Source organism: Pseudomonas sp. S07E 245, assembly GCF_019599025.1.
Taxonomy (GTDB): Bacteria; Pseudomonadota; Gammaproteobacteria; order Pseudomonadales; family Pseudomonadaceae; genus Aquipseudomonas; species Aquipseudomonas shirazensis.
This window is the reverse complement of record NZ_CP080625.1, coordinates 2,555,397-2,573,072: the sequence shown is the minus strand read 5'-3', so window position 1 is coordinate 2,573,072 and position 17,676 is coordinate 2,555,397. Positions and strand designations below refer to the sequence as shown.

Below are 17,676 nucleotides of genomic sequence, written 5' to 3'. Positions count from 1 at the left end.
GCGACGTCTTTGTCGGAAACTGTGGCAACCGCCGTTGGCTACCTGTAGTGATTGCAGAGCAAAAGCCGGGCCAACCCCTTGGGAGGCAACCGTTTCAGCCGAGCAACTCGTGCATGGCGATGATCTGCTCCGCCACCTGGATGAGCTTCTGCTGCTTGCTCATGGCCTGGCGGCGCATGAGGGTGTAGGCCTGCTCTTCATTGCAGTCCTTCATCTTCATCAGCAAGCCCTTGGCATGCTCCACACGCTTGCGCTCGGCCAGTTGCTGGTCGCGTGCCAACAGCTGGGCCTTGAGCGCCTGGTCGCTCTCGAAGCGGGCCATCGCTACATCCAGAATCGGCTGCAGGCGGCTGCTCTGAATGCCCTCGACGATGTAGGCACTGACCCCGGCGTGGATCGCTTGGCGCATCACATCCGGGTCGTGTTCGTCGGTGAACAGGACAATCGGCCGCGGCTGATCGCGGCTGACCAGCACCACCTGCTCCATGACATCACGCCCCGGTGACTCGGTATCGATCAAGACCACGTCCGGGCGCACCGTTTCGACGCAGGCAGGCAGGTCGATGGTCAGGCCCGTGGCCTCGATGACCTCGAAGCCGGCTTCGATCAGTGCCAGCTTGAGCCGGCCGACTTTTTTCTCTGTGTCGTCGATCAACAGGATCCGTAGCATGTTCAGCCCCTTCACCGAGCGAGATGGGCGCTAGGCGCCGGTGTCATGGCGTGCAGGTGAAAACTGCGGGCGTAGCCATGCGGGTCGCTGCCATCCCAGCGGATACCGTCGATCAACAGGCTGCTGCGCATCGCTGATACGTCGCCTGGCAAGCCGAGCTCAGCGGCAGCAGCGCGGTACAGGGCTAGCTGCTGCACCTGGTTGGCGACCGCCAGGTAGTCGGGGTCTTCGCGCAGCAAACCCCAGCGGCGGAACTGGGTCATGAACCACATGCCATCGGACAGGTAGGGCTGGTTGGCCCGGCCTTGGTCATGAAAGCGCAGTGCGTGGGGGTCCTGCCAGTGATTGCCCAGCCCGTCCTGATAGTCGCCGAGCAGGCGCGGTTCAATCGTCGCCACTGCAGTATCCAGGTAGGCACTGCCGCTCAGTAGATGAGCCGTGCTACGGCGATTCTCCTGGCTCTGCTCGATGAACTGGCTGGCGGCCAATATCGCCTTGACCAGTGCGCGGGCGCTGTTGGGGTACAGCTCGACAAACGCTCGCGCGCAGCCAAGGACCTTTTCCGGGTGGTCCGGCCAGATCGACTGGCTGGTGGCGAGGGTGAAGCCCTGGCCCTCGGCCACCGCCTGGGCTGACCACGGTTCGCCGACGCAGAAGCCATCGATGCGACCGGCCTGTACATGGGCGACCATTTGCGCGGGCGGCACCACGACGCTGGCGACGTCGTGCAGCGGATGAATGCCCTGGCTGGCCAGCCAGTAATACAGCCACATGGCGTGGGTGCCGGTAGGAAATGTCTGGGCAAAGGTCAGCTTCGCCCCTGATTGGTGCACCAGTTTTGCCAGTGCTTCAGGGCTGGTCACGCCTTTGCGCTGCAGGGCGGGTGACAGGTTGATGGCCTGGGCGTTCTGGTTCAGGCCCATCAGCACGGCCATATCGCGGCGGGCGCTGCCGCCGATGCCCAGGTGCACGGCGTAGATCAGGCCATACAGGCAATGCCCTGCATCCAGCTCGCCACTGACCAGCTTGTCACGCATGCCGGCCCAGGAGGCCTGGCGCTTGAGGTTGAGGGTCAGGCCTTGCTGCTGGGCGAAGCCCTGAGTGGCGGCAACCACTACCGAAGCGCAGTCGGTAAGGGCCATGAAACCGATATCGAGGCTGGGTTTTTCCGGCGCGTCACTACCGTTGACCCAGGCCAGAGGTGTTGCGTGGGGAGCTGTATTCACAAAAATCCTCGCCTGTACCGAATAGGCTGTGCCTGCTGTTGAAGCAAGGCATATGCCAGACGGTCAGCAAAGGCCTGTCGCGCCAGCGGCGTGCTGGCTATAATCGCCCCCTCACTCATCCCCGAGTCTTGCCCGCCCATGTATAACCTGGCCCGCCAGCTGCTGTTCAAGCTTTCTCCGGAAACCTCCCACGACCTGTCCCTGGACCTGATTGGTGCCGGTGGCCGGCTGGGGCTCAATGGCCTGCTGTGCAAGCAGCCGGCGCCATCGCCAGTGACGGTGATGGGCTTGAACTTTGCCAACCCGGTCGGGCTGGCGGCGGGTCTGGACAAGAACGGCGCGGCCATCGATGGCTTTGCCCAGCTGGGCTTCGGCTTTGTCGAAATCGGTACCGTGACGCCACGCCCGCAGCCGGGCAACCCCAAGCCGCGGCTGTTTCGTCTGCCTGAGGCAACGGCGATCATCAACCGCATGGGCTTCAACAACCTGGGCGTCGATCACCTGCTGGAGCGGGTGCGTGCCTCGCGCTTCGATGGCGTGCTGGGGATCAACATCGGCAAGAACTTCGACACGCCGGTCGAGCGCGCGGTCGACGATTACCTGATTGGCCTGGAGAAGGTCTACAACGACGCCAGCTACATCACCGTCAATGTCAGCTCGCCGAATACCCCGGGCCTGCGCTCGCTGCAGTTCGGTGACTCGCTCAAGCAGTTGCTGGATGCACTTGCGGTGCGCCGCGAGCAGCTTGCCACTGAGTATGCCAAGCGTGTGCCGCTGGCGATCAAGATTGCCCCGGACATGACCGACGAAGAAACAGCGCTGGTAGCTGCGGCGCTGCTGGAGTCGGGCATGGATGCAGTGATCGCAACCAACACCACGCTGTCCCGTGAAGGCGTCGAGAGCCTGCCGTATGGCGCTGAAGCCGGTGGCCTGTCGGGTGCGCCAGTGCTGGCCAAGAGTACCCATACGGTCAAGGTGCTGGCAGGGGAGTTGGCCGGGCGGATGCCGATCATCGCCGCAGGTGGGATCACCGAAGGCCGTCACGCAGCTGAGAAAATCGCTGCCGGTGCCAGCCTGGTACAGATCTATTCGGGCTTCATTTACAAGGGCCCGGCGCTGATTCGCGAAGCAGTCGATGCCATTGCAGCAATGCCACGGGGCTGATCAGCGGGCATAAAAAAGGGCCCCTTTAAGGGGCCCCTGGGCCGCAGCCCGCCGCCCGGATGGGGCGTGCATGGTGACTCGAATTCAGATTCCTTGATCAGCCAACGGCGTGATTTTCGTTGAGTCTATGAATGCCAGCAGTGCCGGTCATGCCGTCCCAGTTATCTCCGCGACCCTCGCGCCAGCCGTTTATCCAGGCCTGACGTACAGATGCTAGGGTGAAAGGGCAAAGTTCGCGAGATTTGCCGGTGACCCCATACTGGTAGCCACGTGAATATGCTCTTTCCAACGGATCACGCTTAAGTCTTCTCATAGGGTGTTGCCCTCACTTGTTGACTGTAATGTCCCGTCGGCCTCACAGAGGCCGGGCAGAATCTTTCTGCCGGTTTGCGCTCGCTGCCGGCGTGGCGAGCTTGAAGTGCCGTTTCGTTGCGAAGCGGCCTGTGGTCAGTTCTAACCAATGAAAGTCACAGTGTGAATGATCGTTTTGTCATAAGGACGTAACGTTTCTGTAGGTGAAGTGATAAGTAAATAAATGCGACTCAACCTTGTTTGGGCAAATGCCCGCTGTGATCGGGGTTTAGCCGCACTGGCCGCTATTTGGCCAGCGTCGTCAAAAAACGGCTGAATTAATTTGAAATGCGACGAAGGGTCACTTTAATGACCTGGCGCAAGAATTTTTCGTACTGCTCGACGATCAAAGGCTGCTTTCACCCTTGGGTGCATGCACAATTGTCGGGCGGCCAGGCCTTCGCGAATCACGCAAGGCCACCCGAGCGCCTGAAAAGGGCGCTCGGGAAAACCCTGACGGACGATGCGTCGTCCCGTCACTCAAATAGCCATAGGCACTGGATTACTCATGTCGGACCGTTTCGAACTTTACCTCACCTGCCCCAAGGGCCTAGAAGGCCTGCTCGCCGATGAGGCTCGAGGCCTCGGCCTTGAGGACGTGCGTGAGCACACCTCGGCCATTCGTGGCGAGGCCGACATGGAAACCGCCTACCGCTTGTGCCTGTGGTCCCGCTTGGGCAACCGCGTACTGCTGGTGCTCAAACGTTTTGCGATGAAAAATGCCGATGACCTCTACGACGGCGTCAATGCCGTCGAATGGCAGGATCATCTGCTCGCCGATGGCTCGCTGGCCGTGGAGTTCAGCGGGCATGGCTCGGGCATCGACAACACCCACTTTGGTGCGCTGAAGGTCAAGGACGCCATCGTCGACAAGCTGCGCGACAAAGACGGCCTGCGCCCGTCGGTCGACAAGCTGAATCCGGACATGCGTGTGCACCTGCGCCTGGATCGTGGTGAAGCGATCCTCTCGCTCGACCTCTCTGGGCACAGCCTGCACCAGCGCGGCTATCGCCTGCAGCAGGGCGCCGCGCCGCTCAAGGAAAACCTCGCCGCAGCGGTGCTGATTCGTTCCGGCTGGCCGCGCATTGCTGCCGGAGGCGGCGCGCTGGCTGACCCGATGTGCGGTGTCGGTACCTTCCTCGTCGAGGCCGCGATGATTGCCGCCGATATTGCGCCCAACCTCAAGCGCGAGCGTTGGGGCTTCAGCGCCTGGCTTGGCCACGTGCCGGCGTTGTGGCGCAAGGTTCATGACGAAGCAACCCAGCGCGCCGAAGCCGGCCTGGCCAAGCCGCCGCTGTGGATTCGCGGTTACGAAGCCGACCCACGGCTGATTCAGCCGGGCCGCAACAACGTCGAACGGGCCGGCCTGAGCGACTGGATCAAGATCTACCAGGGTGAGGTCGGCACGTTTGAACCGCGTCCGGACCAGAACCAGAAAGGTCTGGTCATCAGCAACCCGCCTTACGGCGAGCGTCTGGGCGATGAGGCCAGCTTGCTCTACCTCTACCAGAACCTGGGCGAGCGTCTGCGCCAGGCGTGTCTGGGCTGGGAGGCGGCGGTGTTCACCGGCGCGCCTGAACTGGGCAAGCGTATGGGTGTGCGCAGCCACAAACAGTACGCGTTCTGGAACGGCGCGTTGCCCTGCAAACTGCTGCTGTTCAAGATCCAGCCTGATCAGTTCGTCACGGGTGTCTCCGGCGAGCGTCGTTCTGTCGAGGCCCAAGAAGCTGACAGCGATCGCCCGGTGGCAGTCGTCAACGAGCCGGCGCGCCTTTCCGAAGGTGCGCAGATGTTTGCCAACCGCTTGCAGAAGAACCTCAAGCAGCTGGGCAAGTGGGCCCGCCGCGAACAGATCGACTGCTACCGCCTGTATGACGCCGACATGCCCGAATACGCTGTGGCGATCGACCTCTACCAGGATTGGGTGCACGTTCAGGAGTACGCCGCCCCGCGTACCATCGATCCAGAAAAGGCCCAAGGGCGTCTGCTCGATGTGCTTGCAGCGATCCCGCAGGCACTGGGCATCGATCAGCAGCGTATTGTGCTCAAGCGCCGTCAGCGTCAGAGCGGTACTCGCCAGTATGAGCGTCAAGCGACTGAAGGGCGTTTCCAGGAAGTCAGCGAAGGCGGCGTCAAGTTGCTGGTCAACCTGACCGATTATCTCGATACCGGGCTGTTCCTCGATCACCGTCCGATGCGCATGCGCATCCAGCGCGAGGCGGCCGGCAAGCGTTTCCTCAACCTGTTCTGCTACACCGCCACGGCGACTGTGCATGCGGCCAAGGGCGGCGCACGCGAGACCACCAGCGTCGACCTGTCCAAGACCTACCTCGATTGGGCGCGGCGCAACCTCTCGCTCAATGGCTACTCCGATCGCCATCGCCTGGAGCAGGGTGACGTCATGGCCTGGCTGGAGAGCTGCCGCGAGAGCTACGACCTGATCTTCATCGACCCGCCGACGTTCTCCAATTCCAAGCGCATGGAAGGGGTGTTCGACGTGCAGCGCGACCACGTGCAGTTGCTTGACCTGGCCCTGGCCCGGTTGGCGCCTGGCGGTGTGCTGTATTTCTCCAACAACTTCCGCAAGTTCCAGCTCGACGAGAGCGTGAGCGCGCGGTATGCCGTGGAAGAAATAAGCGCGCAGACGGTTGATCCGGACTTTGCTCGCAACAGCAAGATCCACCGTGCCTGGCGCTTGCAGCTGCGCTGAAGTGGCACTGGGTAATGTCGGAGTTGCGCCGCTAATGGCCAATAGCTATAAATAGTCAGGGTTGAAAAATTCGCAGGACGCTGACGTGACGAGATCGCTCTATGTCGAAGGTGCGTGCGAATGTGTTTGGCCTGCTCTATCAGGCATTACCGGCCTGGGCGTTGGCGCTGCTGGCGGTAATCAGCGGCGCTTTGTTCACGGCGGCGCTGACGACCGCCGCGTACAGCTTCTCCAAACAGCAACTGCGCCAGCGCTTCGAGCTGCTGGCCGCAGACCGCTACAGCCGTATTGCCGAACGCCTGGCAGACCAGCAACAGCGCCTGGATAGCCTGCGGCGCTTTTTCAGTTATTCCGATAACGTCACCGCAGGCGAATTTCAGGGTTACGTCAAACCGCTGTTGCAGCGCACTTTGGCCTACGCCTGGGCGCCCGCCGTTGCCACCGCCAGGTGGGGGGCGAGTGCCGAACTGGCTGTCCACAATGCGTCCCCTGATGCTGGCGGCCAGGCGCAGGTACAGCCCTTAGCATTACGCGGCCACGCCTACCCCATACGCTTTGTGCAAACTTCCAATCTGGCTGGGCTGCCTTCTGGCCTGGAGCTGTTCAACCTGAGACGCGTGCAAAGCACTTTGGTGCGCGCGACTACCCCAGGCAGCATGGCGGTGTCCGCGCCATGGCAGTTGCCAGAGCAGCCTGCGGCGGTAGTGCTGATGATGCTTGCTCCAGTCTTCGCCAATGTTGCAGGCGACGGTGTACCCAGTGGCTATGTGATTGTCCTGCTCGACTTGCAGCGCTTGGTCAGCGAGGGCGTGTCAGCTGCAACGGACGACGACCTGGTGGTGCGCATCAGCGATGGCAGCGGGCAAAACCTGCTGTACCAGTCGCTCAACCCGGCAGCGCCGCTGGCAATGGCCAGTGCCCGTCAACTGCAGCTGGCTGGTTATCCCTATCAGATGCTGATTCGTCCCAGCCAAAGCTTCGTCCACGCCAATCGTTCATCGTTGGTGCCGGCGGTCGCGCTACTTGGGGCGCTGCTGAGCGTGCTGCTCGGCGCTTTGCTGTACAGCGTGCTCAGCCAGCGCCAGCGCGCATTGAAGCTGGTCGAGCAGCGCACGGCCGAATTGCGCATCAGTGAGCAGTCCCTCAGGGGCACCCATAACCAACTGCGCAGCGTGCTCGATGCGGCAACTCAGGTGGCGATTATCGCCACTGACCTCGAGGGCCGGATCATCACCTTCAATGCTGGCGCCGAGCGCATGCTGGGTTATGCCGCCAGCGAAGTGGTCGGCCGGCTTGATCTGCCCGCGCTGATTCAGGCCGACGAGTTGCACCAGCGCGCCCAGGCCCTGAGCCAGCAGCACGGCCGCGACATCAGCTGCGCTCAGGCAATCTTTGCCGATGCGGCGCAGGCCGCGGACAACCAGCCTGGCGAATGGACCCTGCAACGTAGCGATGGCAGCCAGCTGCTGGCGACCATGCTGGTCAGCCCGGTGCTCGATGAGCACGGCCGTTGGGTCGGCTACCTGGCAATCTGCATTGATGTCACTGAACGGCGCCGCGTGCATGAGGCACTGGCGGTGCGTGATCGGCTGCTGGAGAAGCTCAGTGCCGAAGTGCCCGGAGGCATCTATCAGTACCGTCTGGATGCGTCTGGACATACATGTTTTCCCTACGCCAGCCAGGGCTTGTTCGACATCTACGAGATCGACCTGCATCAGCTGCGTGAGGATGCGGCGCCGATTACCGAGCGGATTCATCCTGATGACCTGGAGCGGGTGCTGCGCTCGATCCGTTACTCGGCAGAGCACCTTGCCCCGTGGCGCGAAGAGTATCGGGTGATTCTGCCGCAGGCCGGTTTGCGCTGGGTGCGCGGTGAGGCCACGCCTGAACTAGGCGAGGCGGGATGCACCTTGTGGCATGGCTATCTGACCGATGTTTCCGAGCCCAAGCGGGTCGAGCACGAGCTGCGGGCGCTATCGATTACCGACGTGTTGACCGGTATTCACAACCGCCGCTACTTCCAGGAGCGGCTGAAGATCGAGCTTGATCGCGCCGCGCGTGATGGCCTGGAGCTGGCGGTGATCATGCTCGATGTCGATCACTTCAAGCGCATCAACGATGAGCATGGGCATGCGGTAGGTGACGATGTCCTGCGCAGCCTGTGCCAGCACATCAGCCATCGTCTGCGCCGTACGGACGTGTTCTGCCGGCTCGGCGGCGAGGAGTTCATGGTGCTGTGCCCAGGTAGCGATATCGCGCAGGCGCGCACCCTGGCGCTGGAGCTGTGGCAGGGGGTACGCAGTCTGGTGATCAACGGGGTCGGCAAGGTCACGGCAAGCTTCGGCGTGGCTGCCTGGCACCCGGGGGAGGGCGCCGATGCGCTGCTGCTGCGCGCCGATGCCGGGGTGTACGCGGCCAAGCAGGGTGGCCGCGACCGAGTTGAAGTAGTGCAGCCTTAAGTCGGCCTGATCTGCCTGCCGAGCAGCGCCGCGGCGGCTGGCACGCGCTGCTCAGACTGCTTGGTTCAGAGCCCCGATGCGGCGGTGCCAGTGTTCAGTTTCGGCTGGCGATACAGCTCAAGCAGCACCTGATCAAGCACTTGTGACGCACCCCATGGCTTGGGATCATTCAGGATCGCCGCCACTGCCCAGGTGTGGCCGTTGCTGTCGCGGCTGAAGCCGGCGATTGCGCGCACGGTATTCAAAGTGCCGGTCTTGATATGCGCCTGGCCGGTCATGGAAGTGCGTTTAAGGCGCTTGCGCATGGTCCCGTCCATGCCCACCAGCGGCATCGAACTGATGAATTCAGCAGCGTAAGGGCTGTTCCAGGCCGCCTGCAGCAGGGTGGCCATTTCACGTGTGCTGACACGTTCAGCGCGGGACAGGCCAGAGCCGTTCTCCATCACCAGGTGCGGTGAGGTGATTCCTTTTTTCGCCATCCACTGACGCACGACCCGTTGTGCGGCGCGCGCGTCATCGCCGTCGGCATCGGTACGGAACTGCGCGCCCAGGCTCAGGAACAGCTGCTGAGCCATGGTGTTGTTGCTGTATTTGTTGATGTCGCGGATCACCTCGACCAGGTCGGGCGAGAATGCCCGCGCCAGTACTCGAGCGCTTTTCGGCACGTTCTCGATGCGATCGCCACCCTGGATGGTGCCGCCCAGTTCGTTCCAGATTGCGCGAACGGCACCTGCCGCGTAGGCGGGGTGGTCGAGCAGGGCCAGATAGGTCTGCGAGTTGCAGCCTTCGCCCAATTGGCCGCTGACCACTACGGTGACACCTTCTGGTCTGACCTGCGGGTTATAGCGGACCTCACCGGCGCACTGCTTGGAGGCGACCGCCTTGACCTGATTGTCGATGCGGATACTGGCAATCGGCGGTTCGACTGCAATCATGACCTTGCCGCCGTCATTGCGAGCAACGAAACGCAGCGCCTTGAGGTTGACCAGCAACGCGTCTGGCTTGACCAGAAACGGCTTGTTGGTGTCGCCGCCGTCATCGTCGAAGTGGGGCAGGTTGGGCTGCACGAAGTGGCTGCGGTCCAGCACCAGGTCACCGGTGACGGTGCGCACGCCGTTGGCGCGCAGGTCACGCATCAGCAGCCAGAGCTTTTCCATGTTCAGTTTGGGATCGCCGCCACCCTTGAGGTACAGGTTGCCGTTGAGCACGCCATTGCTCAGGGTGCCATCGGTGTAGAACTCGGTTTTCCATTGAAAGGTCGGGCCAAGCAGCTCGAGCGCGGCGTAGGTGGTAACCAGTTTCATGGTTGAGGCCGGGTTGACCGACACATCGGCGTTGAACACCGTTGCCGTACCGGGGCCATCGAGGGGGAGCATGACCAGCGACAGGGCGTTGTCCTGCAATTTGTTGGTCTTGAGAGCCTGTTGCACCTTGGGCGGCAAGGTGGTGTTGACGGCGGCCTGAGTGGGCATGGCCAGAGGCAGCATCAGGCCGGCGAGCAGCAGTGGGCGGAGCGCTTTGATCATAAGTAGGAAAACCCTGCGGGCGAGGGGGAAATAACGGGGCTGTAAAAGATGGTGGCCCCAGATCGAAATATAGCGGGCATTATGCCCCAAGCGCGTCCTGTATGTGCCGGGTTCGACACAAAAGCGCCGCTGCGCCCCGGAAACTGGTAAAGTGCCGCCCGTAATTACTTAAGAGGATTGTTTCATGGCTACCAACCGTTCCCGCCGTCTGCGCAAAAAACTCTGCGTAGATGAATTCCAGGAGCTGGGCTTCGAACTGAACCTTGGTTTCAAGGAAGACCTGTCTGAAGAAGCCATCGATGCCTTCCTCGACGCCTTCCTGGTAGAAGCCATGGACGCCAACGGCCTGGACTACGTCGGCGGCGATGACTTCGGTCTGGTCTGCCTGGCCGAGCGTGGCTCGGTCAGCGAAGAGCAGCGTGCTGCTGTCGAAGCGTGGCTCAAGGGCCGTAACGAGCTGACCGAAGTCAAAGTCAGCCCGCTGCTCGACGCCTGGTATCCGGAAAAGCCGATCAACTCGGCTTCCTGATCCAGCCTGGCGGGCGCTGTCGGCGCGCCGCCATACCAAAGCCCTGAACGCTCAGCCCAGCTGACGGCTCAGGGCTTTTTCAATTCTGCGCATGTGCCTGGCCAAGGCCTGCCGCTTCAGCTTCAGCTCGTTCAGCGTCAGTTCGCCACTGGCGAGCAGCTCGCACACCTCCATCATTGCCTGAGCATCCAGCATCCGTGCGGCGCTGAGGATTTTGTGTGCCTGCTCGACAATGGCCAGGGCTTGCTGCTCTGGATCAAGGCTCATCAGCACTGTGCAGTCATCCTTCAGGCTCTGCTGCAACAGCTGCAGAAAACGCTGTTGATCTGCCGGGTCGTCGCCAGCAACCCTCCTCACACTGGCGACGTCGAACGCCGCTCGGCGGGGCTGTAGCGCCGCGGATTCGGGTAATGGAGTGACGTTGGCGAGGTGCTCACTCAGCGTACGCAGGCTTATCGGCTTGAGCAGGCAGTCGTTCATGCCCGCATCCTGGCAGCGCTGGCGAACTTCGGGTTGGGCATTGGCGGTGTAGCCAAAAATGACGCAGGGTGGCCGGTTGCTGGCGCGCTCTTCAGCGCGGATGGCTCGCGTCACCTGATAGCCGTTCATGTGGGGCATGTTGCAGTCGAGCAGCAGCACATCGAACGTATCGCTGTGCCAACATTGCAAGGCTTCATTGCCATCCCGCGCACTGGTGTGGCGCAGCCCCATGAAATTCAACTGCTGCGCCATCAGCATCAAGTTGGCGGGATGGTCGTCGATGACCAGTACGCGCAAGTCGGGATTGAGCGCGTCGACCTGGCGTATCGCCGCCTCGGCTGCCACCGGCGCACCGGCTGGGCAGACCGGCATGCTCAGGCGGACCTGGGTGCCTACCCCCTGCAAACTGCGCAGGGTCAGTGTGCCACCCATCATTTCGCACAGGGTGCGGCTGATGGTCAGGCCCAACCCGGTGCCGCAGCGTGCGCCGTCGCTCTGGGTGTTGGCCTGCACGAAGGGACTGAACAGCCCTTGTATTTCGTGCTCGGGAATGCCGATGCCGCTGTCGCGCACCTCAAGTTCCAGTTGGGTGGTTGGCGCAGAAGCTGATCGGTGCAGCTGCGCGTGTACGCGGACCTGGCCAATGTCGGTGAACTTGATCGCATTGCTGAGCAGATTGCTCAGTACCTGCTTGAAACGCAGTGGGTCGAGCAGTACGTGACGTTGTGCGCTCGGCTCGATCTGGACTTCCAGTGCCAGGCCCTTTTCACGTGCCTGGCCTTCAAATACCCGCGCTACGGATTTGATCAAAGCAGCCAGCTCGACCGGTTCTGGCGCCAGGCTCATGTGCCCGGATTCAATCCGCACGATATCCAGGATATCTCCGATCAGGCCCAGCAGGTCGGTAGCGGAATGGTAGGCGACTTCCAGTGCCGGTTTGTCCACGCGGCCTTGATCGGCGTGCCTGACGGCGAGTTCGAGCATGCCGATGACTGCGTTCATCGGCGTGCGAATTTCATGGCTGATGGTTGCCAGAAAGGTGCTCTTGGCACGGTTGGCATCATCGGCCTGCTGTTTTGCCAGGCGCAGCTCCTGCACCAGCTGGCGGCGCTCGCTGATATCGATCCAGCCGCCAATGATGCCCTGCACTTCACCCAACGAGTCACGATAGGGCAGGACCCAGTGGTACACCGTCAGTTCGCGATCTTTCAGGCGGAGCTGGCGATCAAGGATCAACGGCTCGCCGGCGGCCATGACCTGCTGATAGTCGGCTTCGATCTGATGCGTACAGGCATGCTGGCTGCCCAGGCTCTCTTCCAGGCGTTTGCCAATGACGTCCTGCGCACAGGCGTCCATCGCCTTCAGGTAACTGTCGTTGCAGCTTTGCAACTTGCCATCACGACCCCGCACAAACAGCGGATGAGGAGTGCCATTGAGCATCACCTGCATGAATTCGAGTTGGTCGTTGAGGGCTCGTTCGACGCGTTGGCGATGGCGAATCTGGCGGCGCAGATGCGCGTTCCAGACCAGCGCCAGCAACAGTAAAGAGCCGATCCCCACTGCAATCTGCAGAGCCAGATGCCGCAGGTTCCGCCAATAGGCATCGTCTTGCGCATTGAGGCCGCTCCAGCGGTTGTAGATCACGCCGAATTCTTCTGGAGAGATACTCAACAAGGCCTTGTCGAGGATAGCTGCCAGCGGCTGCGCATTGCTGGCATTCGCCATCGCGAAGCTGGCGGGCTCGATGCCCACCGTATTGCGAATCACCAGATCCGGGTCGCTGGCCAGCGCATGATTGGCATCGATCAGCGTGCTGACAGCGCCGTCGACGGCACTGCTGCTGAGCAGCGCCAGGGAGTAGTACGGGCTTTCGGTCTGGATAGCCATGACATCCGGGTACTGCTGGGCAAGCAGTTGCGCTGCTGCGCTGCCACGTGTGACGGCAACCCGCTTGCCGTTGAGTTGCTCGAATGAGCTGGCCGTTTCGTTGTGTCGGGTGACCAGCACCAGCGAGCTTTCCAGATACGGCCGAGTCACCAGCAGTTGCGGGTTGTGCTGCTCTTGCATCGGCAGTGCTGCAATGACATCGGCGCGACCGTCGGCAATCCGCGCGAGCATGTCGTCAACACTGCCCGCACGCTGAATCTCGAAATGCAGACCTGTGCGCAGCCGGAGCATTTCCAGCAGGTCGGCGGTAATGCCGCGGAACTGACCGGCCGCGTCGAAGTAGGACACCGGGGCCGCCGTTTCGTCGATGACTACCCGCAACAATGGACGCTGCCTTAGCCACTGTTCTTCTGCTGGGCTTAGCTGCAGCTTGCGCTCGCTCAGCAGAATGTCGCTACCGGCGCTCCAGCGTTTGAGAATGTTGCTTTGCACCACCACTGGCTGAGCTTGCAGCGCGAGGTTGATCAACCCTCTGAGCATCGATGCGTCGCGGCGCATGGCGAAGCTGAAGCCAATGGCCTCATGTTGGCCAAAATTGGCCATACGCAGGCGCGGCAGATGGCCCTGATTGAGTTGAAAGTAGGTGGAAATGGTATCGCCGATGAAGACGTCGGCCTGCCCAAATGCAACCGCATTGAGTGCCTGGGTCGACGAGCCGAACGTCAGCAGTGAAGCGTTGGGGTAGGTCTCGCGTACCACCTTGGGCGGCAGGTAGTGATACAGCATGCTCAGGCGCATGCCATTGAGGCCGTTGTTCAGCGGGCGCGCCTCGTCCTCGCGAGTCACCAGCACGGGTTGGTCGACCGCATACGGGACCGACAGCCCCAGCCCTTGCGCAGCGGCTTCGAAGCCGTTAGCGCTGCCCAACAGGTCAATCCGCCCTTGCTTGAGCGCCTCGACGGCATCCAGGCGATTGTCGAAACGCAATACTTTCACCGGCAGCCCGAGCGCGCTGCTGATCACCGCAGCGTACTCGGCGGTAATGCCCTGGTAGTCACGGCCACCGCTGGTGATATCGAACGGGGCGTAATCGGGGAAAGAGGTGCCTAGCGTCAGTTGCTGCTTTGTCTCAAGCCAGTTGCGCTGCTCGGCGCTGAGCTGTGGGCGGCTTGGTTGTGCTGACGTACGTTTGAGCAAGGTCAGTGTCGTAGGCTCCTGCTCCGCCGCCACCGACAAGCCGGTGGCGGCCAGGACAAGGCACAAACAGGTCAAGTAATGCCCCACTCGCAGCATCACACCAGCGCGTTCCGTTTGGCCACGTCAATCAGGTCGACCAAAGTACTTACCCGTAGTTTTTGCATCAGGCGTTTTTTGTAGGTGCTCACTGTCTTGTTACTGAGAAACATGCCTGAAGCGATTTCCTTGTTGCTTCGACCCTGGGCAAAAAGTTGCAGCACCATCAGTTCTCGATCATTGACCTGTCGGAATAGACCTAATTCCGACCTGCTGCTTTCTGTCTCACCCTGCAGGACTTGGCTGGGGAAATAGTTGTAGCCAGCAAGTACTGCCTTGATTGCACTGATGAGTTCGCTCAAGTCTTCCTGCTTGCAGACATAGCCCGATGCGCCCGAATGCATGCAGCGAATGGCGAACAGCGCGGGTGACTGGGCAGTTAGTACCAGCACCTTCATGGGCAGGGCCATGCTCTGGAAACGCGCCAGCACTTCGAGCCCATCCAGTCGCGGGATAGCGATGTCAAGGATGACCAGGTTGGGGCGTGCCTCGCGAATCAGCTGCATCGCGTCGACGCCGTTGTCAGACTCGCCGACGATCTTGTAACCCTGGTTTTCCAGTAGCATGCGTACGGCCAAGCGAATAACCGGATGGTCGTCGACAATAAATACGGATTGCATAGTTAACATTCCATTGGGACAGATGGCGTGAACAGAGCGCACCTTAACCCAGATGGGCGGCAGGAAGCAGGCAACAAGCGTTTGTCAGTCGTATATGGGAAATGGACTACAGTAAGAGACTACATAGTCGATGATTCTTGAGACGAGATGTTTATATGTAGCAAGAAATTAGTAACGTGGTGTGAGTGGCTGTTAGTTGGGGTTGGTTAATCGATAGGCGTGAGATTGGTTCATCTATCTACACTGCTAACCTTCGCATAGCCGGGGCCGCACAGCGGCCCCAATACTGGCTGAGATCTGCCTAAGTTTGCCGTATTCAGGTCGGGCTGGAACGCCCAGTCATCTCACAAGCCATCTCGCTGGCATAGCTGTCGGTCATGCCGGCGATGAAATCAATCATTCGCAGGAAGGCGTTGTGCAACGTGTCATCAGGGCTTGGCGCATGGTTGCCAATCAGGTCGAGCACTCGCCGGCTTTTGAACGACGGGGTGCGCCCGCCGTGTTGTTCCAGGGCCGCGCCACAAAAAGCGTTGAGCAAGATTTCCAGCGTGGTGTAAGCGCCAATCTCGTGCAGCGTCTTGCGCTTGTCCTGGAAGATCTTCTTGCGCGCCATGTCCTTGGCCTGCAGTACACAGCGCTTGGCAGGGCCGTGCATGTGCTCGACCAGGTCGCCCGCTAACTGACCGCTGAGCAACGCCCGTTGCTGCTCGACGAACGCTTCGGCTGCCGCATTGGTCAGGTGTTCGATAGCCTTGCCGCGCAGGATCGCCAGCTTGCGTCGGCGCGAGTCGTTGGCGCCGAGCTGACGGTAGGTCTCGGGCAGGTCGTCACCGACCAGGTCCAGCAGCAGCGCTTCGACTTCGGCATATTGCAGCAGCTCCATCTCGACCCCGTCTTCAAGGTCGATCAAGGCGTAGCAGATATCGTCGGCAGCCTCCATCAGGTACACCAGCGGATGGCGTGCCCAGCGTTGCTCCTCGAGCTGCGGCAGGCCCAGCTTGCGTGCGATCTGCTCGAGCAACGGCAGCTCGCTCTGATAGCTGCCGAACTTGTGCTTCTTGTAGCCCAGGGCATCGGCGTGACGCGAACTCCACGGGTATTTAAGGTAGGTGCCGAGGGTGGCGTAGGTCAGCCTGGTACCGCCATCGAACTGGTGATACTCCAACTGTGTGAGCACCCGAAAGCCCTGCGCATTGCCTTCGAAATTGAGAAAGTCAGCGCGTTGCTCGTCGCTCATGCCGTCCAGCCAGCCGCGACCTGCCGCCTGCTGAAACCAGGAGCGGATCGCGTCTTCGCCAGAGTGGCCGAACGGCGGATTACCGATGTCGTGGGCCAGGCAAGCCGACTGCACGATCATGCCCAGGTCGCTTGGCTCGCACCAGGCCGGCAGCTCGTCGCGCAAGGTCTCGCCCACACGCATGCCGAGTGAGCGGCCGACGCAGCTCACTTCCAGCGAATGGGTCAGGCGGGTATGAATATGGTCGTTGCTCGACACCGGGTGGACTTGAGTCTTGCGTCCAAGCCGGCGAAACGCACCGGAAAAGATGATCCGGTCGTGGTCCTTGTGGAAGGGACTGCGCCCTAGTTCCTCAGGGCTGTACAAGGCCTTGCCCAGGCGCTCACGGGTCAGCAGGGTATCCCAGTCCAATGCTCGCTCTCCGATCGGATAATCGCCATAGCTTCAGGGTAGCGCTGCGCCTGCGCAAGGGGCCGGCGCAGCCGCTGCTAGCGGCGTCGACCGTTGTGCAGGAACAGTCTGGCCAAGGGCAGCAACGTGCCGCCCAGACGCAGTAAGCGCGTAAGGCCACCACCGCGGGCACCCTTGCCAGTCAGAAAGCCCATCAAAACCACGCCGGCAATGCCCCATAACGGCGCATGCTTGATCCCCAGCCCTTGCTGCACAGAGCTACCTATGCCGCGCAGGCGACGGACTGGCTCGAGCAGTTGCGCCGATTCCTGGCGGATTTCCTGGCGGTGCATTTCGAGGCGCAGACGCAACAGCGCCTTGCGCAGCTCGCGCGGATTACGCGTATTGGGAAGTTCAGGCAGGCTCATGGCAACAGTCGCTCCCGATCCTTGGCAAGCTCCTCAAGTGTGGAGCTGAACGGTGAAGACTCATCGAATACCGCAGCTTTCAGGCGAACAGCGCAGTACAGCGTGGCGAGGCAGTAGAACACGCACAGACCGATGATCCCGGCCAGGCGATAACTGTCCCAGACCAGTACCAGCAGCAGACCAGACAATGCCGACAGCAACAGCAGGGCAAATACCAATGCCATGCCTGCGAACAGCAGCAGCTTCAAGGTACGGCCTTTCTGCTCCTGCAGCTCGATGCCGAACAGCTCGATGTGGCTGTGCAGCAGGCCAAGCACGGCAGCGCCGAGGCGCTTGCCGGTTGCGCCAGTGGAGGCGTCATTTTCCATGAAGTTACCTCAGCGGCGATTGGCCAGCAGCCCGATCAGCAGGCCGACACCTGCAGCAATGCCGATAGCCTGCCAAGGGTTTTCCTGGACATAGGCTTCGGCTTGAACAACCGCCTCCTGACCGCGGGCGCGCACCGATTCCTGAGTCACCTGCAGGTTGGCACGAGCCTCTTCGAGGCGCGCATGGATCTGTTCGCGCAATTCGTCAGCCTGATCACCCGCCAGATTGGCCGTGTCCGCCAGCAGCCGCTCGGTGTCGCGTACTAGCGCCTGAAAGTCAGCCATCAATATCTCTTGAGCATTCTTTGCCGATTTGCTGGCCATTGGGTCTCTCCCTG

General features: G+C 61.4%; 14 protein-coding genes. 4 read left to right on the top strand and 10 right to left on the bottom strand.

All coding sequences use genetic code 11. From position 1 onward, the window contains the following. Positions 1 to 94: 94 nt before the first annotated feature. Both K3F44_RS11920 and K3F44_RS11915 read right to left on the bottom strand, forming a co-directional pair. On the bottom strand, positions 95 to 670 hold the full coding sequence (locus K3F44_RS11920) for an ANTAR domain-containing response regulator (protein ID WP_220634087.1): 576 nt from the start codon (positions 668 to 670) through the stop codon (positions 95 to 97). Between the two features lie 11 nt (positions 671 to 681). Further along, the gene (locus tag K3F44_RS11915) at positions 682 to 1,896 is read right to left on the bottom strand and encodes a CmpA/NrtA family ABC transporter substrate-binding protein (RefSeq protein WP_220634086.1); all 1,215 of its coding nucleotides are present in this window, start codon (positions 1,894 to 1,896) and stop codon (positions 682 to 684) included. 138 nt (positions 1,897 to 2,034) lie between these two features. Here K3F44_RS11915 and K3F44_RS11910 point away from each other — a divergent pair, with 138 nt between their 5' ends. Further along, positions 2,035 to 3,060 carry a quinone-dependent dihydroorotate dehydrogenase gene (locus K3F44_RS11910; protein WP_101321307.1) on the top strand — a complete coding sequence of 342 codons (1,026 nt, stop codon included), beginning with the start codon at positions 2,035 to 2,037 and terminating at the stop codon, positions 3,058 to 3,060. A 97-nt stretch (positions 3,061 to 3,157) separates the two neighbouring features. Here the strand turns inward: K3F44_RS11910 and rmf are convergent, their stop codons facing one another. Next, positions 3,158 to 3,373, bottom strand: coding sequence for a ribosome modulation factor (rmf, locus tag K3F44_RS11905; RefSeq protein WP_101321305.1), 216 nt, complete (start codon positions 3,371 to 3,373; stop codon positions 3,158 to 3,160). Positions 3,374 to 3,919: 546 nt separating this feature from the next. Between rmf and rlmKL the strand changes: the two genes are divergently transcribed. Together rlmKL and K3F44_RS11895 are read left to right on the top strand one after the other, a co-directional pair. Beyond that, complete coding sequence (rlmKL, locus tag K3F44_RS11900) at positions 3,920 to 6,121, top strand: bifunctional 23S rRNA (guanine(2069)-N(7))-methyltransferase RlmK/23S rRNA (guanine(2445)-N(2))-methyltransferase RlmL (RefSeq protein ID WP_220634085.1); 2,202 nt, start codon at positions 3,920 to 3,922, stop codon at positions 6,119 to 6,121. Positions 6,122 to 6,222: 101 nt separating this feature from the next. Beyond that, entirely contained in the window at positions 6,223 to 8,580 is a 2,358-nt protein-coding gene (locus K3F44_RS11895; protein WP_220634084.1) for a diguanylate cyclase, read from the top strand. 65 nt (positions 8,581 to 8,645) lie between these two features. On the opposite strand, the gene dacB is transcribed toward K3F44_RS11895, so the two are convergent. Further along, on the bottom strand, positions 8,646 to 10,106 hold the full coding sequence (gene dacB / locus K3F44_RS11890) for a D-alanyl-D-alanine carboxypeptidase/D-alanyl-D-alanine-endopeptidase (protein ID WP_220634083.1): 1,461 nt from the start codon (positions 10,104 to 10,106) through the stop codon (positions 8,646 to 8,648). Between the two features lie 184 nt (positions 10,107 to 10,290). Between dacB and K3F44_RS11885 the strand changes: the two genes are divergently transcribed. Then, positions 10,291 to 10,635 (top strand): YggL family protein, encoded by a 345-nt coding sequence (locus K3F44_RS11885; RefSeq protein ID WP_101321297.1) that lies wholly within the window; start codon positions 10,291 to 10,293, stop codon positions 10,633 to 10,635. 51 nt (positions 10,636 to 10,686) lie between these two features. On the opposite strand, the gene K3F44_RS11880 is transcribed toward K3F44_RS11885, so the two are convergent. The 6 genes from K3F44_RS11880 to K3F44_RS11855 all read right to left on the bottom strand — a co-directional run bounded on the left by K3F44_RS11880 (position 10,687) and on the right by K3F44_RS11855 (position 17,662). Then, on the bottom strand, positions 10,687 to 14,295 hold the full coding sequence (locus K3F44_RS11880; RefSeq protein ID WP_220634183.1) for a response regulator: 3,609 nt from the start codon (positions 14,293 to 14,295) through the stop codon (positions 10,687 to 10,689). After that, positions 14,295 to 14,915, bottom strand: a complete 621-nt coding sequence (locus K3F44_RS11875) for a response regulator transcription factor (protein WP_101321292.1) — start codon at positions 14,913 to 14,915, stop codon at positions 14,295 to 14,297. Before K3F44_RS11875 ends, K3F44_RS11880 begins: the two co-directional genes overlap by 1 nt. 316 nt (positions 14,916 to 15,231) lie before the next feature. Beyond that, entirely contained in the window at positions 15,232 to 16,563 is a 1,332-nt protein-coding gene (locus tag K3F44_RS11870) for a deoxyguanosinetriphosphate triphosphohydrolase (RefSeq protein WP_101321290.1), read from the bottom strand. Between the two features lie 77 nt (positions 16,564 to 16,640). Then, a complete protein-coding gene (locus K3F44_RS11865; protein ID WP_101321288.1) occupies positions 16,641 to 16,970 on the bottom strand; it encodes a hypothetical protein in 330 nt (109 codons plus the stop codon). Beyond that, positions 16,967 to 17,338, bottom strand: a complete 372-nt coding sequence (locus tag K3F44_RS11860; RefSeq protein WP_101321286.1) for a phage holin family protein — start codon at positions 17,336 to 17,338, stop codon at positions 16,967 to 16,969. The genes K3F44_RS11865 and K3F44_RS11860 overlap by 4 nt, the downstream gene beginning before the upstream one ends. Positions 17,339 to 17,347: 9 nt before the next feature. After that, positions 17,348 to 17,662 (bottom strand): YqjD family protein, encoded by a 315-nt coding sequence (locus K3F44_RS11855; protein WP_101321284.1) that lies wholly within the window; start codon positions 17,660 to 17,662, stop codon positions 17,348 to 17,350. Between the last annotated feature and the right edge of the window lie 14 nt (positions 17,663 to 17,676).